We start from the raw sequence: 23673 nt of genomic DNA on the forward strand, positions 1-23673 counted from the left end.
TTCTTTTCAGATCGTTCATTACAATAAAAATAGGCCGTGCAGCCTACTTGTTCAACGATCGTATATGCTGATTTAATTCCTTTAAAACCACTCTTCTCGTAAAAATCCCTTCAAACACCTGTTCGTCATTTTCAACACAGACAAAACCATTATTAATTACCATTCCGAATCCCTTCATAATCGGATCATTGATATGGAGGCGCGGAATATCGGTCAGCATGACTTCTTCGACAGTAATCTGGTCAAGCTTTTCAAATTCAATTCGCTCAAGCCCAAAGATGCTGTTCATGATCATATTTGTACCGATTAACCCATGTAATCGATAGGAAGGATCAAGAACCGGGATGGCTGTGTATCCGGTTTTTGTCAGCACTAATAATGCGTGCTCCAGGTTGTTGCCGACTTGAACGTGCGCTACTTTATCCGCCTCAATCATAAATTGTCCGACAGTTGCCTCAAGAAGCTGGTCTGATTGTAAGCTTATCATGTTTTCGACCCCTTTTCATTTTCGTCAACATTACATTCCCTATTGTACAATAATATAAACTTTATCAGTATTTGTCGAAAAGTTTCCTACCAATAAAAAAGATACTCTTTGTGTGAGTATCATATAAGGCGTTCCGTTAGTTTTCAAATCGAAATCGGTCGTATAGCGTTACTAGTTTTTTGTAGGTGGTTCCGTCAACGTTTTTCGTTCCTGTCTCTATATCGTTGATTTCACTGCTTAAAAGCTCGATGGCATACTCATGGCTGATCAGGATATTCAGCAGAAGTTTTTGTTCTTCTTCTGTAAATCGTTCACCGATAAGACTCATTCGCAATCAGGCCCCCTGTTTTATACTGAATACCTCTGAAAGCAAAGACAACTTACTTTCAGCTCTACCGCTAGAATAAGTAATCAGAAAACAAACGTCAACCGCATAATTCGACATTTCCCTTGGCTTTTCAGCCGGAATTATTTTGTGAAACGATTTGCATAGCTGAAGGCAGTGTATGAATCTGGTTTTATTTTTGCCTCTATCCCCATGGAAGTGATGCGTCCTGTCATTTCTTGAATTAGTTCTTTTGTAAGCCCTTTTTTTCCAATATCCAAGTGAACCTCAAAGGTGAGATCCGCCCCCTCGCCGGAAAAGGGCAGGAGCAGATCGGTAATATCCATTAAGTGTCCATCAAGAATATGGGCGGCCGTTTCTTGGCTGTACGCCGTTTCTAACGAAATCTTCTCCCGAAGGCTATGTATGGGTCTGTTGACTGTATGATTTTTCAAGCAGCCCCAAGCTCCCTTGCCTGTACGATGCAAATGTAATGCGGTAATAAACTTTGTGTAATCGCGGTACACTTGAGAATCGGTTCCGATAGATAACACATAGGAAGAACGGGGATCCTTGCGAACAAAGGCTTTAAGCCGTTCCATCACGTCTTGAAAGGTCATCTGTGCTTCTGAAAGATTATAAAACAGAAAAGAATCAGCCATCACGACACTCCTTTTCAAGATCCACAATCATGAAACAAGTATGTTCCTTATCGTTTATTTCGATTACTGTTGCAAAAACGAAAGCTTGTGCCCATTATTTCAGGAATCTTACTGAAGAAGTTCAAAGATTTCAATGGAAATCATGTCGATATTATCAAACGGGTATGTGTTCGGTTTTTCACCTTTTTGGAAAACCGTCAATTCAAACGTTTGATTTTTTTCGAAATATTTAACACTGCATATTTTCTCACCATTTACTTCGAAATAGCGCTGCATTGGCTCGTTAGCCGCTTCTGCCGTTTCTTGCAGGCTTTGCAGCCGTGTGATGATACCCATTAATTGTGACATTCTAAAAAAAGACTCCTTTCAAAAAGCAACTTCAAATCAACAAGTATTTATTATAATACAAGTTCTATTGAGCATCATACCATAAAGTCGGTTAGGATGGCATTTTCACTTTTCAATTTAAGCAAAGAAAAAAAGTGAAAAAAAACGATTTTTTATTAGTTTGAAGCTTTTTTTGAATGTCATGCACAGAATTATGATTTTTTTGATATGCCTGATAGACAAAAAGACTTTTTACAAAATTCCCCTTTAGAACACATCATGATTCAGAGCTGATATCACGCTGCATTTGCTGTCTAATAGCTCTTGCGGACCCGCTGTCACGTGAAGCCGAGAGATTTTTTTGTTCCCCCAGCGCTCAACGTTTTTCCACTAATAAGGTTTATTGTTTTAGTGGATTGTCTTATGCTTTTCAAATAAAAAACTTGGCGGGGGTAGCGCCAAGTTTTTTCGAATCTTGATCTGATAGAGGGGTTGGGGAACAGAGAGTAGCTTCTCTCCATAATTAAATGATAATGATTATCAGTATCATTGTCAATTGTTTTTTAAAACTTTTTCACATTTATAAAAAAAGCGGCTTACAGCAGCCGCTTTTAAAGTAATCCGTCCTGTTCATACAAATAAGAGTAAGGCAGATCGATAAATAAATACATATTGTCATCCATCGGGTATGAAAAGGTTCTGATCATCTCACCCGTTTCAATATCACTGTACAGGTCACTAAAAAATCCTTTTCTCGAATTACGCATCTTCATGATGTTTTCTAAAAAGTACGGACGCCAGCTCCAGTTTTTCTCTCTGTATTCAGGCTGATAAAGCCATTCGCCGGATTGCTTGAACACATTTCCCGTCAGCTGATAGCCTTCTTCATCACACATATAAATTCTAAAACAGCAGTCTGTCAGGTTTTCCGCCAGTTTCTTAATAAACTCATCATCCGCCTGATGGTTTTTCTTTAGCTCGGACACTGCCTGATTGACCCGCTTATAAAAATTCTCAGAGTGTTCGTATACTGTCTCCAGCTTCTTTTTTTCTCTCGTGATAAATTGCTGAAACTCCGTTTTCAAGCGTGCTTTTAACAGGCTCCGGTCTATAAAATCACCGCGCGGCGCCTGCAGATAATAGCCTTGAAAAAATCTGCCTCCGTTTCTCCATGCGTACTGGAGCTGAAAATCAGCTTCTATATCTTCATACAGCAGCGCGGCGCCGATTTTTCTCGCCAGCAATGAAATGCTGTACAGCACATGCTCATACGATGGTGACGGCTGAGATACTTTCAGCGCCTGCAAATCTATTTTCAGAAGGTCCGGTGAAAGGAGCGCGATTCTGTCCAGGTTGCTGCTCTCCTTACCTATATTGTCCACCGCGATTTTAATGCCGTATGTACGATAGTAGGCAAGCATATGGTACAGCTGTTCAATGTCGCCTTCGAAATTGTACTCTGTGATCTCAAGCACAATACGGTTCAATTCAATGCCCTGCTCTTCGTATTCTTTCAAAAGCTCAAGAAAGCTTTCGCCGTGGTCAAGCATCAATACATTCGCATCCTGATTAATAAAAATCAACAGATCACGATCAGCTTCTTTAAACCTTTCCAGCGCCTGCCTGATGACTCTGTCATCGACCTCAAGCTTATATTCTTCCGGAATGCCAGAATCTAAGAAAAACGGCCCGAGGCTCTCAATCTCTGCATCTGCCAAAATCCGGCCAAGCACTTCGTAGCCTACGACTTTTTGTTCCTCAGCGTTAAAAATCGCTTGGTAATACGGAATGACATCATCAATATTCGTCAGTATATCAAGTGGGTCCAACATGTTATCACCTGCTTCTCTATCTTTGTCTGATTATACACAATTATATCAGCACCACAAATGTTTAGATTAGGGGAAAAGGAGGCAGTATGGCAGCAGCTTAAAATAAAAGGGGGGACATTTTTAAGATCACTCTTTAGACCGGTTAATGAAGGACGTTGTTCATTTGTTTCACAATCACAAATAAAAGTATAAATATAAGAGCATTATAACCGGCAGCTGTCCAAAAATAATGGCTCCAATCAGTTCTGTTAAATATCCAATCATCCTCATATTTCAACTGAAAGAAAGTTCCTTTTTTATCTAAAGTGCCAAATGTAAGAGTTGTTAACCCACCAACACTCTTGGAAACGTCAACTCCATACATTGAACCGGCATGATCAGTATAATTTATTGGCATATACGTATAATCAGATAAAATTGTTTCCGCCAGCTTAGTTGGCAGAGACACATATAATACAGCCGATGTATCGCCTCCGAGCCCACTCAAATACTCCCTGGCTTTAATCAATTTCGTTTCATCAGGAAAATCGATGTGATATAGCTTTTCAAATCTGATTATTTCATCAGATGTAAGATTGGTATTTTGATAATACTGTGGAGTAAAAGCACAAATAATAAAGTACCAAATATTAAAGATGATAACGAAACTGCTTAAAAATGGTACAACTAACTTTTTTAACAATTTCTTCAATGAATCCCCCCTTAATCTTTAAAAATTATATCATAATTCTGAATTGAAATTAAAACAAGCGAACGACCAGATTTAACGTTCGCTTGTTTTGCAGTTTATTCAGAAATCATTTTTTCTCAATAAAATCTCTAAATGCTTGTGCTGTTATTTTTCCAATCTTTTCACTATAATCCTCTTAGTATGACACACCTCATAAACAAATAAAGCTCTATATGTTATCAAATTGGATAGGAAGAAGGTTAATTGTGGAGGTGACATTCGAACATAAAAGTTCTTAACAATTTAAATATTCAGATTAAAACGGATAAGGATTCAGCCATTGCCCCCCATCCATTGTGACACACTCCCCGTTTATATAGGATGCTTCGTCAGAAAGCAAAAACGCAGCCAAAGCGGCGATTTCCTCCGGTGTGCCTAGCCGGCCGAGAGGGACACTGTTCATTGTGCGGGCCTTCGCTTTTTCCGATTCAAAAAGCTTCTCTGCGCCGCCTGTACGTTCAATCGGTCCGGGTGCGATCGCGTTCGTGCGAATTCCGTATCGGCCTCCCCACTCAACAGCCAGCGTTCTGGTCAGCGACAATACCCCTGCTTTGGCTGCAGCGGAATGAACGACCCCTGCTCCCGCTCCCCACGCATATGTGGCTGCCATATTTAAAATCACGCCCTTTTGCTCTTTCTCGATCCAATGCTTTGCCACGGCTTGGCTGCAAAAGAATGTGCCGTTTAAAACAATCTCAATAACTGCTTTCCATCCATTAGGCGTCAGCTTTTCTGCCGGGCACATAAAATTTCCGGCTGCATTGTTGATCAGCGCATCCAGCCGGCCAAAGGCACTTATCGCTTTTGTAATCATCTCTGAAGCGGCGGAATCAGAGCGAACATCCATTTGAAAACAGGTGACCTGCCCCTCAAAGGTCTCTATTTCTCTTTTCGTTTCCTCAAGCGCCTCATTGTTCCTGCCTGTCACCATGACGTACCAGCCCGATTCAGCCTGTTTTTTTGCCATTGCTTTTCCCATACCGCTTGAACCGCCGGTAATGATAACCGCTTTTTTTTCCATAGTTCTCCCCCTTGTTATGAATGAGTATTCATTCAATATTATTCTATCATTATATGTCATCCTCTGTCAGTACATGCTGATATGAGATTTTTTCAAGATACAGATGCTATAATAGAAAAACTCTACTAAAGGTTGGTTTGAAATGAAAAAGATGTCCAGAAGACAATTTTTGAAAGGCGCGTTCGGGGCTCTTGCTGCCGGGACTTTAGCGGCCGGCGGCGGATACGGCTATGCCAGATATTTGGAGCCGCATATGATTGAGACAACCGAACACACAATCAAAAGCTCTCTTATCCCGCACGGTTTTGACGGTTTTAAAATCGTACAGTTCAGTGATACACACTTGAGTGATTATTTTACTCTTGAAGATTTGCAAACAGTCATCCTGACAATTAATGAATGTGCACCTGATCTGATTGTTTTTACAGGCGATATTATCGATAATCCTAATACGTATCAGCACCACCAGGCAGTCATTCCATTACTGAGGAAACTGCGTGCTCCCTTCGGCAAGCTTTGTATTTACGGTAATCATGATCACGGAGGCTATGGCACTGCCGTTTACAAAAACCTGATGGCATCCGGCGGTTTTACAGTATACCGCAATGGCTATCAAATATTGTCGCTTGCAGATGGCAGCGAAATCGAGATTGCCTTACTTGATGACTTAATGCTCGGAAAACCAGATTATGAAGGCACCCTATCAAAGCTAAGCGACAGACTTTTTTCTATCCTGCTCGTCCATGAACCTGATGCAGCCTTGAAAACAACAGGATATCCGGTGAATCTTCAGCTTTCCGGGCATACACACGGCGGCCAGATTCAGCTGCCTTTTTACGGACCGATTATTACGCCTCCATATGGAAAGGTCTACACAGAAGGAATGTATCAAACGGAAAACACTCATATTTACGTAAACCGCGGCCTCGGGATGACCAGACTGCCTTTGCGGTTTCTATCTAAGCCAGAAATCACAATATTCACCTTAAAAAGCGGAAATTAATGTAGCAGGATGGGCTCCTAATTAATACTTATAAGGTAAAAGGAGAGGATGAGAAAACTGCTTACGTACCTGGTGAAGCAAGGTGATACACTGAGCAGCATTGCAGGGGATTTTCGAATCAGCCCCGCTGTATTACTCCAATTTAATCCGTCACTGCAGGCAGGGATTACTGCAGGACAGTCCATTGTCATACCCGGCCTGCCTGACCCTAAAACCATTCCGTATCATATTTCAGTTTCAATCGGAGCGAAAACCCTTACGTTGTTCCAACATAATCAAATCATGAAAACCTATCCGATTGCAGTCGGTAAAATATTGACGCAAACGCCTAATGGAGAATTTCACATCATTAATCGCCAGCGCAATCCCGGCGGGCCATTTGGCGCTTATTGGCTGAGTCTTTCAAAGCAGCACTATGGAATACACGGGACGAATAATCCGGCTTCAATTGGCAAGGCTGTTTCTAAAGGCTGCATTCGCATGCATAATAAAGACGTGATCGAACTCGCTTCCATTGTGCCAAACGGAACAAGAGTCACTATCAGCCGGTAATGTTTTCTTATATGTTTCAAAAACAAGCGGTTTATAATATGATAAAGTGGGACCTTTAGGGTAAGGAGCGTTTTTATGGATATATTTAAAAATCGTAATTTTGTTCGACTATTTTTCGCAGCACTCGCTTCTCAAATGGGTACGACTGTAGGCAATATGGCGTTTGCTTTTTTCTTGCTGGACCGATTCAGCAGCCAGCCATTTTACACGACATTGGCGGAGCTGATGTATTCTCTCCCGACTGTATTTGTATTTCTGCTCGTGGGAGTCGTCGCGGACCGTTTTGACAGGAAAAAGGTTGCGGAAAACTGTGATTGGATCAGAGCCGGCCTGACTGTCGTTCTTTTTTTCACTTTATTTACCGGCAATATTCCTCTTGTTTTCTGTATTTTATTTATTAGAAGCGCTGTAACGAAGTTTTTCTTTCCGGCAGAAAACAGTTTGGTACAAGCCATCCTGCCGAAGGAGCATTATGCGAAAGCGGCAGGGCTTAACCAGATGCTATTTAGCATTTTTATGGTATTTGGAGTCGGGATAGGCGCTGTTATGTACAATACCATCGGAATTGAAGGCGCCATTATCCTTGACTTTGTCAGCTTCATTATTTCCGGGTTGCTGATCCGCAGCTGCCGAATTCCGAAAGAAGCCAGACAGCCAAATGGGGCATTCAGCTGGAGAAAAGCTTCTGTTAAAGATTCACTAAATGATTTTAGAGAAGGCATTCTCTATATTTTAAAAAACAAACTGCTGGCATCTCTTATTTTCGGTTTCTTCATTTTTGGATTTGTCAACGGAGGATTCGCCGTATTACCGATGTTTACAATGAAATACGGGTTGGCGCCTGACCGTTATGAATGGCATACGTCATTATTTACGATTGCCCTCGGCTTTGGGCTGCTGGCGGGAAGTGTAGTCGGCACAGTCATCTCTAAAAAAGTGAAGCCGCACTTTTTAATGTCGATACCGATTTTCATTGCAGGCTTGCTGATTTTCGTTCTCGGCTATACAAATGTTTTATGGGTGTTTTATGCGGCAGCATTTGCTTTGGGAATGTGCATCGGCCCGATCAACATTGCAATCGGAGGATGGATGCCAAAGATTGTTCATCCTAAGCTGATGGGGCGTGTAAGCGGTTTGCAGGACCCTTTTATGATGTTTGCCCAGTCTTTGACACTCGGCTTGGTTGCGTTGTTATTTCCTAAGTTCATTTCAAACATTGATTATCTTTATTATGGGATGGGCGTTGTCATCCTGCTTGTTTTTATTTTTTATTTTGTTGCCCTGCCAAAATACAGTGCACAGGCTGTTGAAGTAAATGTTCAGGAAGCATTTCAAGAGCAGCCGAAAAAGAAAGCAAAATCTGTATAAAATACGGTGTTTAAAAATGCGCTTTTTTTCTTAGAAAAAAGCGCATTTTCACATTCAATATTTGCATTTCACCTTTAAAAAAGTATAATCTAATCATATAGAATTTGATAAAAGCAAAGGAGAGAAATAATGGACGACCATGCATATACGAAAGGTCTGCAGCCAACCGTAGAAAATCTTTCAAAAGCAGTTTACACTGTGAACCGCCATGCAAAAACCGCCCCCAACCCTAAATACCTATATCTGCTGAAAAAACGGGCTTTGCAAAAGCTTGTCAAAGAAGGTAAAGGAAAAAAAACAGGGCTTCATTTTTCAAAAAATCCAAGGTTTAGCCAGCAGCAATCGGACGTGCTTATTTCAATCGGAGACTACTATTTTCACATGCCTCCAACTAAAGAAGACTTCGAACATCTTCCGCATTTAGGTACACTTAATCAATCGTACCGAAATCCTAAAGCTCAAATGTCCTTAACAAAAGCGAAACACCTGTTGCAAGACTATGTCGGCATGAAAGAAAAACCGCTTGTGCCAAATCGCCAGCAGCCAGCTTATCATAAACCTGTCTTTAAAAAGCTTGGTGAGAGTTACTTTTAAAATAAAAACAGCCGCGCCACTTCAGGCATCGGCTGTTTTTATTTATTCGATAACATACGTATCCACTTTTTTAATTAAATCACTGATCTCAGGCTTGCTGATTTGCTCATCTGCGCCGACGACTTCTCCGCGGTGACGCAAATCATCTGTAATTAGTGATGAAAAAATCATAACCGGGACGTCTGAGCTTTTCGGGTTTTCCTTCAGCAGCTTTGTGAGCCTGTGTCCATCCATTTTTGGCATTTCAATATCAGTGATGATCATATCAATCTGTTTTGACAAATCAGTACCACTTTCAGCAAGGTCCATAATGTAGTCATAAGCCTCTTTTCCATTTTCAAACGAAGACACATTTTTGTACCCTGCTTCTTTTAATTCATCCTGCAGGAGACGCATCAAGAGCGGTGAATCCTCTACAATAATAAGTTTTTTATCAGCTCTTCTTTCATCAAAGCCCTCGGTATGCATATTGTACGTATCCACACCTGAGTCTGATTCAATATCATAAATAATTTTTTCATAATCTGGCAAAAAGATCATCAGGCCTTCAAGCTTGATAATCCCAGTAAGGTGGCGCTCCATCCCTTGATTTAATGAGGTTGGCTTTTCAATCGCTTCCCAGGATACTCTGTGAATTTGAGAAACAGAGCCGACATGGAAAACAATTTTCCTTTTGTTGAATTCAGTCACGATATATTTCTCGTCTTTTGATCCGGTTGGCTCGACACCAAAAAATGAAAAGAGGCTGATCACTGGGAGGATTTCTCCTCTGAGCTTAATCATTCCTTCTACATGCTGATGTGAGTGAGGCACTGATGTCACCTCGACAGGCTGAATAATTTCTCTTACCTTCATGACGTTAATTCCAAAAGAATTATCACCCACGCCAAACTTCACAATTTCCAATTCATTTGTACCAGAATCTAGTAAAATTTCGTATTGTTGTAACGACAATTCAATCCCTCGCTATTCGCATTCAGTATTGTACTGTATATATCGGCGTAAATTGTAAAAAGTGAATGGCGGCTCTTTAAAATTGAATGACAAAGGCAATAAGCCGCTCTCCTTGAAAAAGAAACTTTTCTCCTAATACCCATTGACTTTCCAACTGACAGTGGTAAAATAGTCAAGGATTTTTCCAAAGAAGGGTGTAAATAATGGGTACCTTAGTAATATGTAAAGAACATGAAATGACTGTTTTAGAAGATATCAGTGAAGAAACTTACCTGAATATGAAGAAAGAATCAGCTGATCTTCAAGAGGAGCATCCCCCGTATCTGATTTGGCACGAAGACCTTCATTTTGAGTATGGTTATTGATGAAATTGGCACATATAAACAATAATAGAACGTGATACAATAAAGACAATCAAATCGCTGGTTGTCTTCTTTTTTTCCGAACTGAAAGGCATATTTGGGAAAAAGGCGCATACAATCGAAATATATCGGCTAAACATGTGACAAATGGTCAGCTAGTGGTAAAATAGGATAAACTCATTATAATTGTTAAGGTGATGAATTATGGAACATTTGCTGAATCCGAAGGCAAGAGAGATTGAAATTTCAGGAATACGCAAATTCTCAAATCTTGTAGCTCAACACGAAGATGTTATTTCACTTACGATCGGCCAGCCTGATTTTTTCACGCCGCATCACGTGAAAGCTGCCGCAAAAAAAGCCATTGATGACAATGTGACATCATATACGCCGAACGCCGGCTACCTCGAGCTGAGACAAGCTGTACAGCTTTATATGAAGAAAAAAGCGGATTTCAACTATGATGCTGAATCTGAAATCATCATCACAACAGGTGCAAGCCAAGCCCTTGACGCTGCATTCCGGACCATTTTATCTCCCGGTGATGAAGTCATTATGCCAGGCCCGGTTTATCCAGGCTATGAACCTATTATCAATTTATGCGGAGCGAAACCTGTCATTGTAGATACTACGTCACACGGCTTTAAGCTTACTGCCCGGCTGATTGAAGATGCTCTGACTCCTAATACCAAGTGTGTCGTGCTTCCTTATCCATCAAACCCCACCGGTGTGACTTTATCTGAAGAAGAGTTAAAAAGCATTGCCGACCTTTTAAAAGGCAGAAATATTTTCGTATTGTCTGATGAGATATATAGTGAATTAACATATGACAGACCGCATTACTCGATCGCAACCCATTTGCGAGATCAAACGATTGTCATTAACGGCTTGTCAAAATCACACAGCATGACCGGTTGGAGAATTGGATTTTTATTCGCACCGAAAGACATAGCAAAGCACATTTTAAAAGTTCATCAATACAACGTGTCGTGTGCATCATCCATTTCTCAAAAAGCTGCACTTGAAGCTGTGACAAACGGCTTTGACGACGCCTTGATTATGAGAGAACAATACAAAAAACGTCTGGATTATGTGTATGATCGTCTTGTTTCTATGGGGCTTGATGTTGTAAAACCGTCTGGAGCATTTTATATCTTCCCTTCTATTAAAGGATTTGGAATGTCTTCATTTGATTTTAGTATGGCTCTTTTGGAGGATGCTGGTGTGGCACTCGTGCCGGGCAGCTCGTTCTCGAAGTATGGTGAAGGATATGTGAGGCTGTCTTTTGCATGCTCGCTGGACACACTAAAAGAAGGCTTAGACCGTTTAGAGTCATTTGTATTAAAGAAACGTGAATCCATGCAGACGATAAACAACGGCGTTTAAGCCGTTGTTTTATTTTTTCGGAAATGAAATTTTAAACGCTGTGCCTTTTTTCGGCTGGCTGTCTACATGAATGACTCCCTGATGATTTTCAATGATATTAAATGTCACCATCAGTCCAAGCCCTGTGCCTTTTTCTTTTGTCGTTAAAAATGGTTCTCCAATCCGCTTCAGCACCTTTTCAGGTATGCCTTCCCCTTCATCTTTGATCGTGACATGAACAGAATGCTCATCCTCAGTGATGTTAATATTTACTGTTCCTCCGTCAGGCATTGACTCAACTGCATTTTTAATTAAGTTAATAAATACCTGCTTTAATTGGTTTTGATCGCCATTTATATAAATGCTGTCTTTTTCATAGCTGGTTCTAATAAAAATGCCATTCAAATTTGCCTGTGTTTCCAACAGGGCTGAGACCTCACCAATTAATTTTTTCAGATTCAAGGATTGTTTCACCGCATTTTGCTGAGGTTTCGCAAGCATAAGCAGCTCACTGAGTATTAATTCGATGCGGCTGAGTTCAGAAAATATAATTTCAAAGTAATGATCGTTTCCTTCCATTGTCGGTTTCATCAGCTGTAAAAATCCTTTAATCGCTGTCAGCGGGTTGCGTATCTCATGGGCAATTCCCGCGGCAAGCTGCCCTGCGATCGATAATTTTTCTGATTTCAGCATCAATTCTTCTGTTTGCTTTCTTTCAGAAATATCCCGCAGAATAACTTGAACGGCCGCTTCACCAAAAAAGGTCGTCGGAATGCAGACCATCTCCGTATAGATGACTCGGTTTTGGAAGGTGAACCAGGATTGTTTGACAACTTCTGATTCTGTTTTTTGCTCAGCGATGTTGTGAATTCTCTCTTTTACATCTTCGTGATCGCAAGGATGCAGCTGATCGTATATGTTTTTGCCGATTAAATCCTCATAAGTAGCTGCTTCAAACAGGGAAATTCCTGATTCATTCATAAATACCCATTTACCATTATGAATCACCGCAATGGTGTCAATTGAATTTTGAATCAGCAGCTGATAGCGCTCACGGCTTTTTTGCAGTATAGTTTGGAATTTTTTTCTTGAAGAAATATCGATTAGCAGCAGCAATTCAGCCTGCTGTTTTTTGTAGACGGCCGGGGATGCTTTCACTTCTAAATGAACAGGTGTGCCATCAAGCCTTTTCCATGTTTGTTCAATCATTCCGACTTCCATTCCTTTTTGCATGCGTATTATTCTGTTTTTCACGATATCATGATATTCTTCCTCAATAAATTCATAGGACCATTTGCCAATAATAGCATCCTTGCTTTTCGCTCCCAGCATTGAAAGCATCGCGCTGTTTACATAAACAACCTTGCCTTTGACACTGATGCATAGCGGACTCGGTAGATTTTCAACTAACCGTTCATAATCATCCGTTATATATGTAGTCGATTCCGAGCTTGCAGGCTCGATTTCATGTTTTTCGCAGTTTAGGGATTGATGGCCTGTTTTCTCTTCAAGAACCTTCATTTTTAAAATGATTTCCCGTTCAGTCCGCTCAGCTCTTGTGGTAACAATTTCTACCGCAGCCTCCACCCACACAATTGTATGGTCTTTTTTAATCAAACGAAAGGTGCACGGCATCAGATGATGTTCATTATAAAAATAGCTTTCAACTAAAAATTGGTCTTCCTCATGCAGAAACGTTTTGAGGAATGATCCGATCATCTCTCCTTGAAGATAACCTAAATGCAGTTTGGAGTTGGCAGATATATAAATGATTCGCCCATTAGAGGCCAAGACTGCATGAATATCGGTTTTTGTTTGAAATGGTTTAACATACTGCGTATCCTGTTCCACAGAATCCCTCCTTTGCATGATCATCGTGTTTCGACTTATATAGATTGACTTTTACCTAGTATGATTCGCTAGAAAATAAGTATTCTCCTTCTATTCTTATGGTGAACGTCAATTTTTGAATAAAAGAAAGGGTGCACAACCCTTCAGTTGTGCACCCTGCTTTTTTATTTTTTACTGTGTTTCTTTTCGAGCTCTGCGTAAGCGTGGATAGCTCTTTTGGCAATAATTTTATTGATCTTATCATCATCATCTACTGATGGAACAACAACACTAAAGGCCACTTTTGGTTTTTTCGACGGGTAATAGCCTACAAAAGTCAGATTGTATGTTTTTTTCCCCCACCAGTTGCGATTCGTGCCGTAGTAAAATGTTTCTGCTGTTCCCGTTTTCCCTGATACATCTTCTGTAAATGTATTTTTAGCTGTTCCTGAAGAAGTGACTAATTTCATACCTGTTTGCACTTGCTTCAAATCACTCTCTGAATTGTTAATCTTATTCAGCACTTTAGGTTTTCTATGTTCAATGGCTTTGCCTAGCTGGTCTTTACTTCCTGGCTCATGAATACTAGTCACGATTCTAGGCTGCACCCGATAGCCTCCATTGGCAATTACTGAAATGTACTGCGCCATTTGGAGCGGTGTGTATGTATCGTATTGACCGATTGCCAAGTCTAAAATTAATCCCCCTACCGTTTCAGGCGTAGTTTGCATACCGGCTGATTCCTGCGGCAGATCAATACCGGTTTTTACGCCTAGGCCAAACTGGCTGTAGTAGTTTCTCATTTTCAGTAAATCCTTCTGATCAGCTGGGAGAGACCCACGCGGCTTGTATGTGATACCCGCAATATGCATGGCGACATTAAACATATATACGTTAGAACTTCTTTGCAAAGCGGTTAATTCATTAATCGTTCCCATATTAGTATAAGATTTTTTTATGAGATTTGTTCCTAAATACATTGGAGCATCGAGAAAATATTTATAATGCGGGATCCCATCTTGATAACCGGCAAGTACGGTGGCGCCCTTTACTGCTGAACCCATTTCATACTGGGTTGTAAACGCCCCAATCGCATAATCTTGAATTTTATTTGTTTTTAAATCTATCTTTTTTCCTGCCATCGACAAAATATCGCCGTTATTCGGATCCATCATGACGGCAAAGGCTCTGTCCAGCATATAGTTTCCGCGTGCTCGGCTGTTTCTCACTTCTTCTTCAATGATCTTCTCTACCTCTGCCTGAAGCTCCATATCGAATGAAAGCCGAAGATCGTATCCCCTGCTTCCTTTATCAATGGTTTTTTGGCTGACGACATTTCCTTTATTGTCTTCTACATACTGCACTTTTTCTTTATGCGAATTTAAGTAGTCCTCGTATTGATATTCTAAATAACTTTTTCCCACTCTGTCATTATTCGCATAGCCTCTTGTTAAGTAGAAATCTTTCCGGTCGCTCAGCAGGCCCTGATCAGGTGTCGTGACACCTCCGAAAACGGAATAGAGTGTTTTGTCGTAAGGATATTTTCGTGTCCAATCGTTTACGATGTCGATTCCCGGGAGCTCTTCTAAATGCTCAGAAACAATTGAGATTTCATCATATGTTAAGTCATTCTTCGGCCGATGCGCGGAATTTTTTTTCTCATCAAGCAGGGTTCCATTTTTTCCATTGCTGTTGCTTTCGCTTGGATTCATCGCCTTTACGATTTGGGGTTCGTAGGCATTTCCGCTTGAAAACCTCGTATATATCGCAGCGATTTTCATTTCTGCGTCATCTTTCTGAATCGCCTTCAATTCTTGATCCGGCACACGCTCAATTTGAAGCTTGTAAGCCTCTGCCCCTTTCAGATTGCTTTCAGATTCCTTAAGCAGAGCGACAGCTTTTTTCGGGTGAGACGCGAGCCAGTAATCACGCAAATCCCTTTCCTTCAAAAATTCGGTATCAATATCGATTAAAGCAGCAAGGCGCTTCGCTGTTTTGATTTTATCCGCTGTTTTTGTGCTCGATGTGGACACATAAACAAGTCCAGGCACACTTTGATTATCGACAGCCACCTTTTGGTTTCTGTCATACATTTTTCCCCGCGGTGCGGGATAGTATGCTGTTTTTGCATTTGCTTTCTTAGCATCCTCTTCATGCCGTTCGCCTTCAACAATTTGAACAACACCAAGCTTAAAAATTAATGCAGTGAAAAGAACAAAGACAGCAAGGAAAAAAAGGTTCATTCTAATTGCCCGGCTTCCTTTGCGCTTTTTCTTCGGTTCACGTCCTATTTCAGTCACTTCTGGTTACACCTCTCAAATCATTCAATATATTTACATATACTGAGATTAATTGTAACACCTTTGTAACACTCATTACAGCGAAAAGGGATAAAAAAAGCTGTCAATATAAAAACACATTAAAATATAGCTATAAATTCAAATAAAAGGAAGAAATGTTACTTTTACAATAATATTAAGAAATGCGCTGATTCCCTTATTCTCAGCAATTGAGCGCATATTGGTTACAAAAATGACAATCTCTCGTTGTCAAAGGAAAGTGCTGGATTCTTTATGACAAAAAAGCTATGTTATGATTTTTTTGTAGAAACAAACAACTCTAGGAGGTTATGAACTAATGAAAAAAGCATTTATTTTATCTGCTGCCGCTGCGGTGGGATTATTCACATTCGGGGGCGTACAGCAAGCATCAGCGAAAGAACTCTCCTGCCAGCATGTAGTAACGGTGAAAACGGGGAACACAGTAAAAAACATGTCTCTTAACGATGTAGTGAAAAAGCTGCATGTTAATACAAATATCAATACTTTAAACACTGCAAACGAAAAAGAGATCAAGCAGCTTCTTGAAAAACATGCGAAACAATCTAACATGAACATTCAGGATGTTAAAAAGACAGAAACTGCAAAACCGGCACAAAAAACGACAGAAAAAGCTGCTGATAAAAATACTGCTTCTAAAGCGCCTGAAGCTGCTGAAAAAGCAAACACAACAGCATCTGCCCCTTCATCTGTAAGTGCATATGAGAAAAAAGTTGTTGAGCTTACAAATGCAGAAAGACAAAAACAAGGCTTAAAACCGCTTCAAATTGATGAAACGTTAAGCAAATCTGCACACGCAAAATCTCAGGATATGAAAGACAAGAACTACTTTGATCACCAAAGTCCAACTTACGGCTCACCGTTTGACATGATGAAGTCTTTCGGAATCACCTACAAAACAGCAGGTGAAAACATTGCTAAAGGTCAAAAAACACCAGAAGAAGTAGTAAAAGCTTGGATGAACAGTGAAGGACACAGAAAAAACATTCTAAACCCTAACTTTACCCACATCGGTGTAGGCTATGTGGAGTCTGGAAGCATCTGGACACAGCAATTCATCGGAAAATAATAAAAAAAAAGATTGCCTGTTTCATACAGGCAATCTTTTTTATTTCATCCAAAGCTTATATATACTCTGTGTCCCGCTGTTTTCTTCACCTTGTGCAGCAAGCTTGTCATATAAAGATTTCGCAAGCGACAAGCCTGGCATTTCTTCCCCCATTACTTCCGCTTCCTCTAGCGCAATTCCCATATCTTTTATAAAATGCTTAACATAAAAACCTGGTTCAAAGTTTCCTTGCAGCATACGGGGAGCCAGATTTGACAATGACCAGCTTCCAGCCGCGCCCGTTGTAATGCTTTTCAGAACATTTTCCGGCTGCAGACCTGATTTTTTAGCATATGCCATCGCTTCAGCAACACCGATCATACCAGCTGCAATTGCAATCTGATTGCACATCTTCGTATGCTGGCCGCTTCCAGCCGGCCCTTGGTACTGAATATTTTCTCCCATTAAAGAGAATATCGGCATACAGGCTTCAAATGCCTCTTTTTCTCCGCCGACCATAATGGCGAGTGTTCCGTTCTGTGCACCGATATCACCGCCAGAAACAGGAGCATCTAAAGCGAACAATGCTTTTTCTTTAGCTGCTTCAGCAATCTTCTTCGCAAGCGACGGTTTAGATGTCGTCATATCAATGAGATATGCGCCTGTTTTTGCGTTTTCAATGATTCCGCCGTTTCCGAAATACACATCCTCAACATCACTAGGATAGCCGACCATTGTAATGATAACGTCTGCTTCTTTGGATAGGTCTTTAACTGTTTCTTTCCATACCGCGCCTTTTTGCAGTATAGTGTCTGCTTTTTCTTTTGTCCGGGTGTACACTAATACAGGATGACCATCATTCAGAATATGTGATGCCATGCTATTTCCCATTACGCCAAGACCTATAAAACCAATTGTTTTTTTCAAGGTCATTCCTCCCAGCTGTTTCGGTTTGATTAGTTAAAATTTATCATTTTCCATTCATTTTCTAGACTACCATATCTCTTCTTTATATTGTAGACTCCTAAAATAAAATAATCCCCAAAACAATTTCTGTTTTGGGGAAGTATTGGACTACAATGTAAATTTAGCAATTGTGTTCATAAGCTCTTGGCTTGCATGTCTTAAGGTTTCCGTTGAGTGTTTGACTTTATCAAGGGTGATCAGCTGTTCATCAGTTGATGCGTTTACTTCTTCTGCTGCGGCAGCTGATTCCTGTGATATGGCCGAAATGCTTTGAATGGCTTCAGAAATCGCGAACTGTTCGTCACTCATTCTTTGAATTTCCTCGTAAATATGATCAATGCCCTGCACCAGTGATTGCATTTCCATGGTTATCGTGTTTAATACCTCTCCTGTCTCATGTATGGCACTGTTTTGTTCATCATTCATTCTGCTTGCCTCAACCATTGCGTGAGAGGCCTCTTTTGTCTCAAGTTGGATAAGCTTCACAGTCTCGCTGATATGCTTTGAAGATTGTGCTGATTGCTCAGCAAGCTTCCGCACTTCATCGGCTACGACGGAAAAACCGCGGCCGCTTTCACCAGCTCTGGCTGCCTCAATGCTGGCATTTAAGGCAAGCAAGTTGGTCTGATCCGAAATATTCGAAATCGCTGTAACAACTTCTTCAATATTTTTTGTTTGATTTTCCAAATCAAGCAGCATCGTTTCAACCTTTTTTGTTTCCATGTTGGCTTCGTTTGACTTCATCAGCAGCTGGCCGAGCGCATCCAGACCTTTATAGCTTGCATCCTCAGATAATTTTGAGCGTTCTTTCATTCCGCCCGCCTCTTCAGCGATTTGTCTGATTTTCATTGACAGGCTTTCTGATTTTTCATTAATCGTCTCAACTTCAGAAGCCTGTTCTGATGCTCCGGCGGCTACTTCTTCAATCGCTTTTGCAATTTGTCCGCTCGTTTCATTTGTTTCCGCAGAGACAGCCGTTAATTGCTCAGAGGTGTCAGATACTTTCCCTGAAGACAGCCTGACTTGCTCAACTAATTTTTTCATGTTTTCAACCATCTGACTAAAGTCTCTTGTTAACATACCGACTTCATCCTTGGATTTTGAATCCGCGTGCACTGTTAAATCACCTGCGGAAACTGCCTTCGTTTTTCCGATGAGCTGCTGAATCGGACCGGTTATCGTTTTGGCCAGGAAGTAGCTGAAAATCATTGTGATGATAAGCGCAACCACTGATATCCAAAGATTCGCCCGGGTCATTTTATCTGAAATCCACATTAACTTATCGGTATCAAATTGTGTTCCGACTTTCCAGCCCGTTTCCCCAATCGTTTGGTACACAACCATTTTCCCATTTTCATCCTGTATCCCTTTTTTCTCAGATGCAATGGTTTTCAGTGTTTGATCCTCTGATATATTTTTTCCTTGATTTGACGGATGGGCTAAAAAATTGCCGCTTGCATCAGCTAAAAAGGCAAATCCACTGTAAGGCACTTTTTGTTTATTGACCATGCTCTGGATAGCTGAGAGTTTCAAGTCATAGCTGGCAACCCCGATCACTTTTCGCCCATCAAGGACCGCTTTTGATACGGTAACAATCATGTCTCCCGTCACGACGTCTTTATAGGGTTCAGTCCAAACAACTTGATCCGGTTTTTCAGCTGCAAGCTTATACCATGGTCTTGTTGTTGGGTCATAATCATCTGTAAAATCGGCTTTCGGATATGTAAACATTTCTTTTTTTGCGGTGCCTACATAAGCCATCGCAACATAATTATCGTTATCTTTGATTTGTTTCATATCATCGTTAAACAGCCGAGAAGCTTCTTTACTTGGTTTTGCAACAAATGTATGAGTTAATTCCCCAGTGGCAAATCTTGATAGCGAAATGGCATAACTCTTTAATTGCAATTCAATATTTTGTTCAAGTGACTGCGTCACATTTGACGTTGTATTTTTTCCATCCTCTGTAATCATCGGCTTTAGCGTCAAGTAAGAAGACAGCATTAATAGAACAACTGTGACGATTAGCATAATCGAAACAAATACAGCAATTTTCATGTGAAGTTTTTTAAACAAACCCATCCCCTCCTAATGTCTATATCGGCCCTTTTATTTTAAAAATGAATAATCAAAAAATAAATTGTGTGAAATTTGAATTATATTTACTTTCAAATTCAAGCTGATCAATTATAAATCACACAAGGAGGGTGACGATCATCCTAAAACAAATGTATATGATAACAGCAGAATACTGAGGATGCGGCCATCAGAGTCTGAATGATTCACTTATTGAAAGCTTGGAATCGGAAAATGCTGATTGAAGACAATGCAGGAGCTGACTGTTGACAAGCATCGGGCACATGTCCTTTTTATCAAGATCAGCGCCGGCCAATACGGTAAAGTGGTGACAAGTTCATAAAAAAACGAGCTGTTCATCACAACAGCCCGTTTAAGTGAAATATTCGAGTTTCGCGTTAGGAAAATAAGTATCAATATACGATTCAAGTGTTTCCCGAAGGACATGCTCTTCATCTTTTTGATAAATATATTTTCCGATTCCGTAACGGCCCCATTTATAACGTCGTTTTTCTTCGTCTAATTCGAGCTTCGTCTTCGGATAATTTTTCTCTATCACGCGTTTGGCCGGTTTTGTGAAGCGGTGCTGAATTAGTTCAAAAGTGATATCTTGTCTAACATCCTGCGGCAAAGCATTATCAAGTTTTTCAAATAGATGTTTGTATCCTTCTTCCCAGCCTTCATGAATATAAATCGGAGCAACAATAAAACCTAGCGGGTATCCTGCTTTTGCAACTTTTACTGCCGCTTCTATCCGTTTATCAAGAGGTGAGGTTCCCGGCTCAAAGTTTTTAATCACATAGTCAGCATTAATACTGAATCGAAATCTCGTTTTCCCATTATGCTTTGCGTCTAATAGGTGATCGACATGATGGAATTTTGTTACAAATCGGAGTTTGCCGAGCTCACTTTGTCCAAAATGTTCAATGGCGTGTTTGAGCGTGTGTGTCAAATGATCGATTCCTACAATATCTGACGTACATGAGGCTTCGAATCTTGTGAACTCTGGTGCGCGTTCCTTCATATACTGATCCGCTTGGTCTAATATCTCTTCGACATTTACATAGGTTCTGATATACGGTTTAGATCCCATAGTGGTTTGCAGGTAACAGTAATGACAATGCCCCATGCAGCCCGTTGCAAACGGAATGGCATATTCAGCCGAAGGTTTTGAAGAATCAAATTTTAATGTTTTCCGGACACCGATGACTAAAGTTGACTTCGCGTTGCGATATTGTTGAAGATGGTTTTTCCCAGGAATATTTCTGACCTGGTTATGGGATGTCGTTTCCCTAATTTCTATACCCATTTTCTCGAATTTTTCTTGCAATTCTTGGCCAAGCGGATATTCCAGCGCTCTCGGTTCAATATACACAAGCTGCGGAACAAATGGGTTATGCATCATGCCACATCCTTTTCCTTTACTACCATTACTTTTCTCATAAGACGGAAAGGATATGAGTTGTAATGATTTCCTTGTTACTCATACGGATCACTGTCAAATAGCTCTTTGTAAAGTGATGTGGCTTCTTCATAACTTGCAAATACAGCATCGTCCTCAGCAAACGGATGATAGGTTTCATAAATAAACAATGACAACTCACCTTCATGATGTGGATGATGCACAATTTCAGCTTCTTTTATGTGGGCAACATTTGCGGCGTGCGGGTTTCTGTAGATCACGTAAACCGTATCTCCTGCGTTAAATTGGTTTGACATATTTATCCCTCCTAGCCATGTTATTGTGCCCTTCTTCGCCCTTACTTATGAAAAAAACCAGACGGGCCGGAGGCCGTCTGGTTTTTGTATATTACTTGAATGTTTCTTTTACGAACGCGACAACTTCTTCTGTCGTGCTCATAGATAAGATTTTCTCTTTGAATGACTCAGCTTCTTGTTTAGACAATTTGCTGATTTGTGTTCTTGCCGGAAGGATGGAAGTTGCGCTCATTGAGAACTCATCTAAGCCTAAGCCAAGAAGAATTGGAATCGCAATCTCGTCTCCTGCCATTTCTCCGCACATGCCAACCCATTTGCCTTCTTTGTGTGCCGCTTCAATTACAAGTGTAATTAAGCGAAGGATAGCTGGGTTGTATGGCTGATACAAGTAAGATACACGTTCATTCATACGGTCAGCTGCCATTGTGTATTGGATCAAATCGTTTGTTCCGATACTGAAGAAATCCACTTCTTTGGCAAACTGATCAGCGATGACAGCAGTTGACGGAATTTCAACCATCATACCGACTTCAATCTCATCAGATACAGTCTGTCCCGCTTTTACTAGCTTTTCTTTCTCTTCAAGAAGAATCGCTTTTGCTTCTTTGAATTCATTAACTGTCGCAATCATAGGGAACATGATTTTCAAGTTTCCGTATGTACTTGCACGAAGCAGCGCGCGAAGCTGTGTTCTGAAGATTTCTTGCTCTTCAAGACAAAGACGAATCGCTCTGTAACCCAAGAACGGGTTCATTTCTTTAGGAAGCTGCAGGTAAGGAAGCTCTTTGTCTCCGCCGATATCAAGTGTCCGCACGACAACTGATTTTCCTTCCATACGCTCAAGAACCGTTTTGTAAGCATCAAACTGCTCGTCTTCTGTAGGAAGCTGATCTCTTCCCATGTAAAGGAATTCTGTACGGTAAAGGCCAACTGCTTCTCCGCCGTTTTCAAGAACGCCTTTCACATCATCAGGAGTACCGATGTTAGCTGCAAGCTCTACATGGTGCCCGTCTTTTGATACAGTCGGTTCATTGACAAGCTTCGCCCATTCAGCTTTTTGAGCCAAATAAGCATTATGTTTTTCTTCATACGCTTTTACAGTTTCCGCAGATGGATCGATAATGACGTCGCCATTAATACCGTCAACGATAACAGTCACACCGTTTTGGATTGTGCCTGTAGCCGCTTTCGTACCAACAACAGCAGGAATCTCAAGAGAACGTGCCATGATGGCAGAGTGAGATGTGCGTCCGCCGATATCAGTTGTGAAGCCTTTTACAAACTCACGGTTTAATTGGGCTGTATCAGATGGTGTTAAGTCTTCAGATACAATAACAACCTCTTCTGAAATCATGCTTGGGTTTGGAATTTCAACGCCAAGCAGGTGGCCTGTTACGCGTTTTGTTACATCCCGGATATCTGCTGCACGCTCTTTCATATATTCGTTGTCCATTGATTCAAACATGGTAACAAACATAGAAGACGTTTCTTTTAAAGCGAACTCAGCATTCACTGAATCAGTGCTGATTTTTTCTTTCACAGGGTTTAGAAGCTCAGGGTCACTGAGGACTAAAAGGTGAGCAGAAAAAATATCAGCTTTATCTTGACCCAGTTCTTTTAGAGCATGCTCTTTAATTTTTTCGAGCTCTTCTTTTGAACGTGCAATCGCTTTATCAAAACGGCTTACTTCCGCTTCAGAATCTGAGATATTTTTCTTTTCAACCGTTAAATCTGGCTCTTCAAGCCGGTACGCTTTTGCAATCGCAATACCGGCTGAAGCTCCAATCCCTTTTAACTCTTGCATTACTCGCCGAGTCCTTCGCTTTTCATTGTTTCTTCTAAAGCGTTAAGAGCATCGTTTTCGTCAGCGCCAGCAGCAGAGATTGTGATCTCAGCGCCTTTAGCGATACCTAGAGACATAACACCCATGATAGATTTAAGGTTAACTGTTTTGCCGTTATATTCCAAATTAACGTCAGCATCGTATTTGCTTGCAGTTTGTACAAGAACTGTCGCAGGACGAGCGTGGATTCCAGAATCTGCAGTTACTTTAAATGTTTTTTGTGCCATTTTTATCATTCTCCTTTTAACTTAAAGCTATATTACTTCACAA

23 protein-coding genes and 1 pseudogene are annotated in these 23673 nt (G+C 40.7%); 7 read left to right on the forward strand and 17 right to left on the reverse strand.

All coding sequences use genetic code 11. The features are described 5' to 3' along the window. Positions 1 to 43: 43 nt before the first annotated feature. From cbpB to fadH, 8 genes and pseudogenes are all read right to left on the reverse strand, one after another. Positions 44 to 487, reverse strand: coding sequence for a cyclic-di-AMP-binding protein CbpB (gene cbpB / locus AAGG74_RS06645; protein WP_429674862.1), 444 nt, complete (start codon positions 485 to 487; stop codon positions 44 to 46). Between the two features lie 136 nt (positions 488 to 623). Continuing rightward, entirely contained in the window at positions 624 to 821 is a 198-nt protein-coding gene (gene abbA / locus AAGG74_RS06650) for an AbrB antirepressor AbbA (RefSeq protein ID WP_162101400.1), read from the reverse strand. A gap of 134 nt (positions 822 to 955) precedes the next feature. Next, positions 956 to 1474, reverse strand: coding sequence for a ribonuclease H-like YkuK family protein (locus AAGG74_RS06655; RefSeq protein WP_429674864.1), 519 nt, complete (start codon positions 1472 to 1474; stop codon positions 956 to 958). A 108-nt stretch (positions 1475 to 1582) separates the two neighbouring features. Next, positions 1583 to 1822 carry a YkuJ family protein gene (locus AAGG74_RS06660; RefSeq protein WP_003154613.1) on the reverse strand — a complete coding sequence of 80 codons (240 nt, stop codon included), beginning with the start codon at positions 1820 to 1822 and terminating at the stop codon, positions 1583 to 1585. Between the two features lie 590 nt (positions 1823 to 2412). After that, on the reverse strand, positions 2413 to 3633 hold the full coding sequence (locus AAGG74_RS06665; RefSeq protein WP_429674865.1) for an EAL domain-containing protein: 1221 nt from the start codon (positions 3631 to 3633) through the stop codon (positions 2413 to 2415). 142 nt (positions 3634 to 3775) lie between these two features. Beyond that, complete coding sequence (locus tag AAGG74_RS06670) at positions 3776 to 4324, reverse strand: hypothetical protein (protein ID WP_162101398.1); 549 nt, start codon at positions 4322 to 4324, stop codon at positions 3776 to 3778. Between the two features lie 106 nt (positions 4325 to 4430). Further along, positions 4431 to 4499: pseudogene (locus tag AAGG74_RS06675) on the reverse strand (hypothetical protein); the annotation flags it as partial. A 120-nt stretch (positions 4500 to 4619) separates the two neighbouring features. Beyond that, complete coding sequence (gene fadH / locus AAGG74_RS06680) at positions 4620 to 5384, reverse strand: 2,4-dienoyl-CoA reductase (protein ID WP_429674866.1); 765 nt, start codon at positions 5382 to 5384, stop codon at positions 4620 to 4622. A gap of 142 nt (positions 5385 to 5526) precedes the next feature. Between fadH and AAGG74_RS06685 the strand changes: the two genes are divergently transcribed. The 4 genes from AAGG74_RS06685 to AAGG74_RS06700 all read left to right on the forward strand — a co-directional run bounded on the left by AAGG74_RS06685 (position 5527) and on the right by AAGG74_RS06700 (position 8901). Further along, positions 5527 to 6387 carry a metallophosphoesterase gene (locus AAGG74_RS06685; protein WP_429674867.1) on the forward strand — a complete coding sequence of 287 codons (861 nt, stop codon included), beginning with the start codon at positions 5527 to 5529 and terminating at the stop codon, positions 6385 to 6387. 57 nt (positions 6388 to 6444) lie between these two features. Further along, positions 6445 to 6939 (forward strand): L,D-transpeptidase family protein, encoded by a 495-nt coding sequence (locus AAGG74_RS06690; RefSeq protein ID WP_162101791.1) that lies wholly within the window; start codon positions 6445 to 6447, stop codon positions 6937 to 6939. Between the two features lie 75 nt (positions 6940 to 7014). Next, positions 7015 to 8307, forward strand: a complete 1293-nt coding sequence (locus AAGG74_RS06695) for an MFS transporter (protein WP_429674868.1) — start codon at positions 7015 to 7017, stop codon at positions 8305 to 8307. A gap of 129 nt (positions 8308 to 8436) precedes the next feature. Beyond that, entirely contained in the window at positions 8437 to 8901 is a 465-nt protein-coding gene (locus AAGG74_RS06700; protein ID WP_429674869.1) for a YkyB family protein, read from the forward strand. A gap of 42 nt (positions 8902 to 8943) precedes the next feature. On the opposite strand, the gene cheV is transcribed toward AAGG74_RS06700, so the two are convergent. Then, positions 8944 to 9855: a chemotaxis protein CheV gene (gene cheV / locus AAGG74_RS06705; protein ID WP_429674870.1), complete on the reverse strand. Its 912-nt coding sequence runs from the start codon at positions 9853 to 9855 to the stop codon at positions 8944 to 8946. Between the two features lie 203 nt (positions 9856 to 10058). On the opposite strand from cheV, the gene AAGG74_RS06710 reads away from it, so the two are divergent. Further along, positions 10059 to 10220 carry a hypothetical protein gene (locus tag AAGG74_RS06710; RefSeq protein ID WP_162101392.1) on the forward strand — a complete coding sequence of 54 codons (162 nt, stop codon included), beginning with the start codon at positions 10059 to 10061 and terminating at the stop codon, positions 10218 to 10220. A 201-nt stretch (positions 10221 to 10421) separates the two neighbouring features. Then, the gene (locus AAGG74_RS06715; protein WP_162101391.1) at positions 10422 to 11603 is read left to right on the forward strand and encodes an aminotransferase A; all 1182 of its coding nucleotides are present in this window, start codon (positions 10422 to 10424) and stop codon (positions 11601 to 11603) included. Positions 11604 to 11612: 9 nt separating this feature from the next. Here AAGG74_RS06715 and kinA read toward each other — a convergent pair whose 3' ends face one another. Both kinA and AAGG74_RS06725 read right to left on the reverse strand, forming a co-directional pair. Continuing rightward, a complete protein-coding gene (gene kinA / locus AAGG74_RS06720) occupies positions 11613 to 13433 on the reverse strand; it encodes a sporulation histidine kinase KinA (protein ID WP_429674872.1) in 1821 nt (606 codons plus the stop codon). A gap of 164 nt (positions 13434 to 13597) precedes the next feature. Then, a complete protein-coding gene (locus AAGG74_RS06725; RefSeq protein ID WP_225494096.1) occupies positions 13598 to 15712 on the reverse strand; it encodes a peptidoglycan D,D-transpeptidase FtsI family protein in 2115 nt (704 codons plus the stop codon). Between the two features lie 337 nt (positions 15713 to 16049). Between AAGG74_RS06725 and AAGG74_RS06730 the strand changes: the two genes are divergently transcribed. Then, the gene (locus AAGG74_RS06730; RefSeq protein ID WP_429674873.1) at positions 16050 to 16820 is read left to right on the forward strand and encodes a CAP domain-containing protein; all 771 of its coding nucleotides are present in this window, start codon (positions 16050 to 16052) and stop codon (positions 16818 to 16820) included. Positions 16821 to 16859: 39 nt separating this feature from the next. Here the strand turns inward: AAGG74_RS06730 and AAGG74_RS06735 are convergent, their stop codons facing one another. The 6 genes from AAGG74_RS06735 to AAGG74_RS06760 form a co-directional block, all read right to left on the reverse strand. Then, complete coding sequence (locus AAGG74_RS06735) at positions 16860 to 17726, reverse strand: NAD(P)-dependent oxidoreductase (protein ID WP_429674874.1); 867 nt, start codon at positions 17724 to 17726, stop codon at positions 16860 to 16862. A gap of 147 nt (positions 17727 to 17873) precedes the next feature. After that, a complete protein-coding gene (locus AAGG74_RS06740) occupies positions 17874 to 19841 on the reverse strand; it encodes a methyl-accepting chemotaxis protein (RefSeq protein WP_429674875.1) in 1968 nt (655 codons plus the stop codon). Between the two features lie 373 nt (positions 19842 to 20214). Further along, positions 20215 to 21243, reverse strand: a complete 1029-nt coding sequence (splB, locus tag AAGG74_RS06745; RefSeq protein ID WP_162101385.1) for a spore photoproduct lyase — start codon at positions 21241 to 21243, stop codon at positions 20215 to 20217. Positions 21244 to 21320: 77 nt separating this feature from the next. Further along, a complete protein-coding gene (gene splA, locus AAGG74_RS06750; RefSeq protein WP_162101384.1) occupies positions 21321 to 21560 on the reverse strand; it encodes a splAB operon transcriptional regulator SplA in 240 nt (79 codons plus the stop codon). Positions 21561 to 21651: 91 nt separating this feature from the next. Continuing rightward, the gene (gene ptsP / locus AAGG74_RS06755) at positions 21652 to 23364 is read right to left on the reverse strand and encodes a phosphoenolpyruvate--protein phosphotransferase (RefSeq protein WP_162101383.1); all 1713 of its coding nucleotides are present in this window, start codon (positions 23362 to 23364) and stop codon (positions 21652 to 21654) included. Then, positions 23364 to 23630: a phosphocarrier protein HPr gene (locus AAGG74_RS06760; protein ID WP_010334034.1), complete on the reverse strand. Its 267-nt coding sequence runs from the start codon at positions 23628 to 23630 to the stop codon at positions 23364 to 23366. Before AAGG74_RS06760 ends, ptsP begins: the two co-directional genes overlap by 1 nt. Positions 23631 to 23673: the final 43 nt, after the last annotated feature.

This window comes from Bacillus mexicanus (genome assembly GCF_050445615.1).
GTDB lineage: Bacteria > Bacillota > Bacilli > Bacillales > Bacillaceae > Bacillus > Bacillus mexicanus.

Excerpts from the sequence above, each read along its gene's own strand:
- AAGG74_RS06665 (WP_429674865.1), bottom strand. The coding sequence starts at position 3,633 with ATGTTGGACCCACTTGATATACTGACGAATATTGATGATGTCATTCCG.
- AAGG74_RS06730 (WP_429674873.1), top strand. The coding sequence starts at position 16,050 with ATGAAAAAAGCATTTATTTTATCTGCTGCCGCTGCGGTGGGATTATTC.
- splA (WP_162101384.1), bottom strand. The coding sequence starts at position 21,560 with ATGTCAAACCAATTTAACGCAGGAGATACGGTTTACGTGATCTACAGA.
- AAGG74_RS06700 (WP_429674869.1), top strand. The coding sequence starts at position 8,437 with ATGGACGACCATGCATATACGAAAGGTCTGCAGCCAACCGTAGAAAAT.
- AAGG74_RS06760 (WP_010334034.1), bottom strand. The coding sequence starts at position 23,630 with ATGGCACAAAAAACATTTAAAGTAACTGCAGATTCTGGAATCCACGCT.
- splB (WP_162101385.1), bottom strand. The coding sequence starts at position 21,243 with ATGCATAACCCATTTGTTCCGCAGCTTGTGTATATTGAACCGAGAGCG.
- AAGG74_RS06715 (WP_162101391.1), top strand. The coding sequence starts at position 10,422 with ATGGAACATTTGCTGAATCCGAAGGCAAGAGAGATTGAAATTTCAGGA.
- cbpB (WP_429674862.1), bottom strand. The coding sequence starts at position 487 with ATGATAAGCTTACAATCAGACCAGCTTCTTGAGGCAACTGTCGGACAA.
- fadH (WP_429674866.1), bottom strand. The coding sequence starts at position 5,384 with ATGGAAAAAAAAGCGGTTATCATTACCGGCGGTTCAAGCGGTATGGGA.
- ptsP (WP_162101383.1), bottom strand. The coding sequence starts at position 23,364 with ATGCAAGAGTTAAAAGGGATTGGAGCTTCAGCCGGTATTGCGATTGCA.
- AAGG74_RS06655 (WP_429674864.1), bottom strand. The coding sequence starts at position 1,474 with ATGGCTGATTCTTTTCTGTTTTATAATCTTTCAGAAGCACAGATGACC.
- AAGG74_RS06660 (WP_003154613.1), bottom strand. The coding sequence starts at position 1,822 with ATGTCACAATTAATGGGTATCATCACACGGCTGCAAAGCCTGCAAGAA.
- AAGG74_RS06695 (WP_429674868.1), top strand. The coding sequence starts at position 7,015 with ATGGATATATTTAAAAATCGTAATTTTGTTCGACTATTTTTCGCAGCA.
- AAGG74_RS06710 (WP_162101392.1), top strand. The coding sequence starts at position 10,059 with ATGGGTACCTTAGTAATATGTAAAGAACATGAAATGACTGTTTTAGAA.
- AAGG74_RS06685 (WP_429674867.1), top strand. The coding sequence starts at position 5,527 with ATGAAAAAGATGTCCAGAAGACAATTTTTGAAAGGCGCGTTCGGGGCT.